This window comes from Ideonella sp. B508-1 (genome assembly GCF_000333615.1).
In the GTDB taxonomy this organism is placed as follows: Bacteria; Pseudomonadota; Gammaproteobacteria; order Burkholderiales; family Burkholderiaceae_C; genus Ideonella.
Window position 1 is genome coordinate 1 of sequence record NZ_BADL01000082.1, and the last position, 7140, is coordinate 7140.

3 protein-coding genes are annotated in these 7140 nt (G+C 66.7%); all 3 read right to left on the minus strand.

Translation table 11 applies throughout. The annotated features are described in order from the left end of the window. Positions 1–3895, minus strand: a 3895-nt coding sequence (locus tag I73_RS03515; RefSeq protein ID WP_022979348.1) for a beta-ketoacyl synthase N-terminal-like domain-containing protein, incomplete at its 3' end; no start/stop codon positions are given. 459 nt (positions 3896–4354) lie between these two features. Next, positions 4355–6826, minus strand: coding sequence for an HlyD family secretion protein (locus I73_RS03520; RefSeq protein ID WP_022979349.1), 2472 nt, complete (start codon positions 6824–6826; stop codon positions 4355–4357). 18 nt (positions 6827–6844) lie between these two features. Then, on the minus strand, positions 6845–7140 hold a 296-nt coding region (locus tag I73_RS03525; RefSeq protein ID WP_026096262.1), incomplete at its 5' end, for a TolC family protein.

A 7140-nucleotide genomic window follows, 5' to 3' on the forward strand; every position in this document is an offset into this window, starting at 1 on the left:
GGAAGATGAAACGACCCAGCGTACTGCCACGGCCGAAGCGCGTCTTGAACGGCGCCTTCAGCGCGGCGTTGGCCTCGGACAGGGCGTCGGACACCTGCGGGAAGGCCACCGCCAGCTCGCGGCCCATCATCGGGTATTGAGAGCCCTGGCCAGAGAACAGGACGGCCACCTTGCCCGGCTCGGCACCGGCCGCACCGTGGTGCACGCCCGGGGGCAGCATCGGCACCTGACCGTTCAGGTAGGTCGCGGCCTTGCCCAGCTTGTCGGTCAGGTCGGACAAATCCTTGGCCACCACAGCCAGGGTCTCCATGCCCGGCTGCCACTGGGACGCCAGGGTGGCGGCCAGGTCGCGCAGGGCCAGCGCACCCAAGGCAGGCAGTTCCTCGCCCAATGCGACGGCCTTGGCGACAAGCTGCGCCTTGTCATCGGCGGCCAGCAGCACCAGCTCGGCCGACCACTGGTTCATCGGCGCGCTGCGCAGCCAGGGACGGTATTCCCGGGTGTACTCCTCCATCACCACGTGGAAGTTGGTGCCACCGAAACCGAAGGCGCTGCAGGCGGCGCGGCGCGGCGTGTCGTCGCTGGTCAGCCAGGGCTGGGCATCCAGCAGCACGTGCAGCGGCGCATCCTCGGCCAGCAGGATCTTGTTGGGCTTGGTGACGTGCAGGTGCGGCGGCAGCACCTTGTGCTGCAGCGCCAGCGCGGCCTTGACCAGACCAGCCACGCCGGCCGTGGCCTTGGTGTGGCCGATCATGGTCTTGACCGAGCCGACCACCGCGGCATGCGGCACCACGCCCTGCTCACGCATCAGCAGGCTGGTGCTTTCCAGCTCCGCCGTGTCGCCGGCCACAGTGCCCGTGCCGTGGGCTTCGAACAGGCCCACCTCGGCCGGGCCAAAGCCGGCCTGCACATAGGCACGGCGCATGGCGCGCAGCTGACCGGCCGGCAGCGGCGCGGTCATGCCCTTGGCATTGCCGTCGCTGCTGGCACCGGCGCCCTTGATCACCGCGTAGATGCGGTCGCCATCGCGCTCGGCATCGGCCAGTCGCTTGAGGGCGATCATCGCGATGCCCTCGGAGATGGCGATGCCGTCGCCCTCCTGGTCGAAGCTGGCGCAGCGGCCGCGCGGCGACAGGGCCTGGGTCTTGCTGAAGCACAGGAAGCCGAAGGGCCCCTGCACGGTGTCCACGCCACCGGCCAGCACGAAGTCGCTGCGGCCAGCGGTCAGCTCGCCCACGCCCTGGTAGACGGCGGCCAGCGAAGAACCGCAGGCGGCATCGGTGGTGAAGTTGGCGCCGCCGAAGTTCAGGCGGTTGGCGATGCGCCCGGCGATCACGTTGACCAGAATGCCGGCGAAGGAGTCTTCGGTCCACTCGGGCAGGCGGTCGGCCACGTCGTCGGGCAGTTGGCCGGCAAAGCGCGGCAACTCAGCGCGCAGGCCGTACTGGGTGCCCACATCCCCCGTGCCGCCGCTGGCGCCCAGGATGACCGAGGCACGCTCGCGGTCGAAGGGGCGGTCCACATAGCCGGCATCGGCCAGAGCGCGGTGGGCCACCTCCAGCGCCATCAGCTGCATCGGGTCGATGGCCTCCAGCGACTTCGGCGGCATGCCGAACTTCATCGGATCGAAGGCCACGTCGTCCAGGAAGCCACCCCACTTGGAGTAGATCTTGTCCTTGGCATGGCGGTCGCTGTCGAAGTACAGGCGCCAGTCCCAGCGGTGCGATGGGATCTCGCTGATGCCGTCGACCTTCTTCAGGATGTTTTCCCAGTACTCGCGCACGTCCGCCGCCTTGGGCAGCAGGGTGGCGATGCCCACGATGGCCACGTCGGCCGGCGGGATGGCGGGTGCGGCCACCGCCTCGGGCTGACTGGCGGCCAGCCGGTCGCTCAGCAGTGCGGCGGCATCGTCGGTCACCTGGCGGTGCAGGGTGGCGATGTCGGTCACTTCGGCGCGCAGCGTGGCCACCTGGCCCAGCATGTACATGCCCTCGGCGCTCTGGCGCTCGGGCGTGAGGGTCTCCAGCGCGCCATTGAGGCCGCTGCGGGTGGTGCCCTTGGAGGCGATGCGCAGGCGGCCCATCACCAGGTCGTCCAGCACCTTGCGGGCCTCGTCCACCGGCACCTTGGCCTCGCGCATCTGGTCGCGCTGGCGGAAGAAGTCCTGGGCGAAGGCGGTGTAGGCACAGCGGCTGGCGTGGCCCGGGCCCGATTCGAGCGCCACGGTGTGGTCGCACTCGATCACTTCCTTCTGGAACTGCTCGACGATGGCGCCGCTCTCGACGATCTCCTTCGTGAACAGATAGGCGCTGCCCATCAGGATGCCGACCTTGACGCCCTTGGCCATCAGCGGGGCCACCAGAGTCTGCACGAAGGCGGACGACACGGCATCGTGGATGCCGCCTGCGAACAGCACCTGCAGTTCGGCCGGCGCGACCTTGCCCTTGGCCAGTTCCTCAAGCAGCTTGTCGACCATCGTGCTCCAGAGCACGAAGCTGCTCAAGGGGCCGATGTGACCACCGCACTCGCGGCCTTCAAAGATGAAACGGCGCGCGCCTTCCCCGACGAACATCGGGATCAGGTTGGCCGAGGGAACATGCAGGAAGGTGGCGATGCCGGCCTTCTCCAGCGTGACAGCCTGGTCGGGGCGGCCGCCGGCGATGATGGCGTAGGCCGGCTTGTGCTCGGCCGCCATGGCCAGTTGCTCGTCCAGCAGAGCCTGGGGCGCGAAGCCCAGCAGGCCGATGCCCCAGGGCTTGTCGCCCAGGCGCTGGGTGGATTCCTCCAGCAGCTTGCGCAGCGCGTCGCCCTTGAGCAGCGCGAAGGCCAGCATCGGCAGCGCCCCGCCTTCGGCCACGGCCTGGGCAAAGGCCGCGCTGTCGGACACGCGGGTCATCGGACCCTGCATCAGGGGATAGGGGATGCCCAGCGCCTCGGCCAGCGGAGAGCTCTTGACCAGCGCCTGCGAACCGACCGCCGCGGACAGGTGGTCGGCCACGGCGGCATCGATGGCCTTGAGCACCTCGCCCAGGCGGCGGTACTGCTTGCGCCAGGTGCCGGCAAAGCAGACATCCTGCCCCAGCGGCAGCAGGCCGGCGCGCAGGTTCACCCAGTCGATCTTGCCCTGGACCAGGCCCTTCAGGCGCTCGAAGCCGGCGCCCTCGCCTTCCACGGCCAGTTGGCGTGCCGCGTTGTGGCCCGGGCGGACCAGCACGCGAACATACTCGCCGTGCTCGCCATCGCCGATGGCCTGGGCCTCGTTGCCCGACAGATTGCCCAACAGGGCGACCAGGGCATCGGAGGGGCCCGCATCTTCCAGCAGCAGCACCTGGGAATCCAGGACCACACCGGCCATGCCGATGGCGTGGCAGGCCGCGGCCACATGGGGCGTGACGCCACCGCGCAGGTACAGCGGCAGCGCGCTGAGCTTGCGCCACTTCTGGATCAGGATGAAGCTGGCATCCTCACCCACGAAGCCGCCGGCCTCGTTGCCCTTGAGCAGCCATCCCTCGACCACACCTTCGGCCGGCAGCGCCGGCACCATGGGAGCACACACTTCGACCAGGATGCGCACGCCGCGTTCGCGCAGCTGGACCAGCAGATCCCAGCCGGTTTCCAGCACCGAAGGCTCGACGATCAGCCACGTCAGCCCGGACAGGGCCGGCGAGCGCAGCGCGGTCTCGAGCGTGAGATCCAGACGGTCCAGCTTGAGGCCATAGCCCTGGCTGGCGAAACGAGCGACCGAGGCCAACATGGCCAGCACCACCTGGCTGTCCGACTGAAACTCGGCATTGACCACCCCCACCGCACCAGCACGGCTGGCGGCGATGGCCAAGGCGGCATCGGTCGAGCCTGCGGGGGTGAAGACAAACGTGGTGAACAGGTGCTTGGACATGTGTCTTCGGGCCAGTTCTGCTGACGGTCGCGTCGGCCAATCGCGCCGGAGGTCGGGGCCAGCGATTCGCTCGGAGGGGTTTTCACCACCCCTGCTCCCGCAGCGAATCAGGTAGCCGATTACTTGATGTGCCTCTAATGTCTCCCGCAGATCCGGCTAGCGACTATCCCTAACCTCTATCGCGGAATGCCCTCGAGAGACCGCCGTGGGAGAAATCACACGAAACCAGTGCACTCACCCCGGCATTGCCCAGACTTGGCCGACAGATCTACACGCTTGCGAACAACTTCACCTCACATCGCGACAGATGGCGACATCACATTATGCGCACCGGTCTGGCGCATCCCGCCAGACCTAAAGAAGGGACATCTGTCAGCCTTCGCATCGCAAGTTTCATCAAAGGTATGAAAAAAAGCCCCCGCAGAGGCGGGGGCTGAGCAGAAGCGGGGCTTCAGTCCGTCAGGGGATCCAAGACCACACCTGGACCGTCACGAAGCGTTGCACGGCCAGGGTGAAGGCCTTCCAGACCGGCATCGAGCTGCCCTCGATCTTGGTGTAGCCCGTCATGCCCGTGCGCAGTTCCTGTTCGGGGTTGGGCACCTCGGCAATCACCTTCACCACGGTGCCCATGGATTCGTTGGTCACATTGCGATCGATCACGGTCACCTTGCCGTTGTAGATGCGGTCGGCGAAGGCCACAGGCCGCACACGAACCGGCGCACCGACCTTCACATAGGCGATATCGGTTTCCGGCACCTGGACCTCGACCGTGACCTTCGAGGTGTCCTCGACCGTGGCGAAAGCCTGACCCTTGTCGATGTAGCTGTTGAGGCGGTCCTTCAGGTGCAGCGTCAGCAGGTTGCCATCGAAGGGCATGGCCAGAGAGGCACGCCCCACCTTGGAGGCATAGAGGTCACGCTCGTCCTGCAGGGACTTCAGCTTGGCCTCGGCCGCAGCGATCTCGTCCTTGGTCGGCCCCGTCTTGGCCAGAACCAGCGCAGCACGCTTCTCGGCGGTCTGCATCGTGTCCACCTGGTACTCCCGACGCGCGGCGTCCAACTCTTCGAACGAGACAACGCCGTCCTTGTACATCCGCTCCATGCGGGGAACACGCGCCTTGGTGAAGGTTTCGTGTTCCATGGCCACCTGCAGCTCACGCTCCGCCACGGCCACATATTCAGGCTTCGGCTTGGACTTCAGGTCCGCCACCACCGCCGCTTGCTCGGCCACCTTGGCGTCATAGACGCTGACCTGGGCCTGGTAGTCCGGCGTGGCCAGGGTCGCGATCAGCGTGCCCTTCTTGAGCGCTTCACCGCCGTCATAGTTGACGGTCTGCACCACGCCACCGAAGTCGGTGGTGATCACTTGGCGTTGGTTCGGATAGGTGCTGAACCGGCCACCAGCCTCGTAGGGATAGGGCATCACCAGGATCAGCAGCGCCGTCAGGGCGCCCGCGATCTTCACATAGCGCGACCAGTTGCTCGGCGGCTTGAGCTCGTCCTCGGCCTCTCCCACCGTGTCAGGCAGCGTGCGCTTGCGCCAACGGTCGAACTGCACCGAACGCTCGTAGGCGGTCTGGATCATCTGCAAGCGCTTGAAGGTCCGCTTGAGCAGGTAGACCCCCATGATGATGGCCAACACGATGGCCGTGCCGCCCAGCATCACCGACTGCAGGTAAGCCCCCACCATCAGGCAGGCCACGATGACCAGCACGAAGGCATAGGCGGTGGTCAGCAGGGCGTAGGCCGACAGCAGGCTGCCATCGGCATCCTTGTAGGCCTGGCCGTTCATGCGGTTGAGCAGCGTCTTGTAGGCCTTGCCACGCAGATGCGGCTCGTTGGCGAAGGCCGACAGCAGGTGGTAACCGCTGCCCTTGACCAGCGGGTTGCCCGAGACGAACAACAGGTCGATGCCGGCGATGAAGAACAAGGCCATGCCGATCTTCGGAGCCAGCGTGCCACCGTCACGGGTGTTGTACCAGATGAGCACGCCCAGGCTGAACAGCACCAGACGGGCCAGCAGGGGGCCGCCCTGCAGCCACATGCGCTCGCGGCGGGACAACTGCTCGACATGGCTGACCGTCACCACGAAGCGGGGCAGGAAGGCCATGAACACGGAGGCCCCGAAGGCACTGACCGTGCAGCGGAAGGCGTAGGCGATGAATGCCGTGGTGAGCGTGACCACCAGGTTCACCGTGAACATGCTGAAGATCACATGCTCCAGCAGGCTGGTCATGCTGTGCAGGTTCTCCATGTCCTGCACGATCAGGTGGCTGTACTCGAAGCACAGCATCAGCGCGGCCACCACCAGCAGAGGCAGGACGTAAACGATGTAGCGCAACGGTGCCACCACCGGGCTCAGCAGCTTCAACGCCGGACGCGGATCGAAGAGCTTGAGCATCCAGCGCGTGGCGCGCGGATCGAAGCCCACGGCATCGTTCATGCCGGCCGGCAGATCACCCTCCGGACCGGCCGCGGCCCCTGGCTTGGCGGCCGGGGCGCTGGCGGGCGCAGGCGCCGCAGCCGGTGCCGCGGCAGCCGCCTCTCCGACCTGAGCCGTGTGGGTCCTGACCACCGCCTGGCCATCCTTCACCTCGTAGGTCTTGGTGCGAAAGGGCTCCAGCAGCGCATGGGTGGGGCTCTCCATGTCCAGCAACTGGCGGTCGGCCAGGCTGGCGAAGAAGAGCTCGATCTCCTGCTGGAAGATCGGGCGACCGAAGCGATCCTCGAACACCGACTGCAGCTTGGGGTAGTTCTCACACCCGGGCAGCACCTCCAGCAGGAAGAACTGCCAGGGCTCCATGTCGTGGACCTTGTTCAGCAGCTTGTCGCGCAGCAGATAGCTGGACTGATCGCTCTTGACGATCTTGAATGCCTCCAGGCGCTTGGGCAAATAGGCGGGCAGCGCCACCTTCTTGGTTTGCTCAGTCATGACCAGATCTTTCTGCTGTTAATTCTTCGGGCTGGATGCCGCGTCATCCGCGGCGGCGCTCTGCAGCATGTCCGGTGCCGCCACCTTCCAGCCGCCCCCCAGGGCCTTGTAGATCAGCACCAGCGACAGGTGCTCGTCGCGCAGCGCATCCTGTTGCAGCCGCTGGGCGGCCGTGACTTGGCGCTCGGCGTCCAGCACCTCGAACAGGGTGCCTTGGCCGCCCTGGTAGCGCTTCTGCGCCAGGTCGGCCACCGACTTCACGGCCTTCATCTGCCGCGCCAGAACGTCCACACGCTGCACGGCCTTCTGGTGAA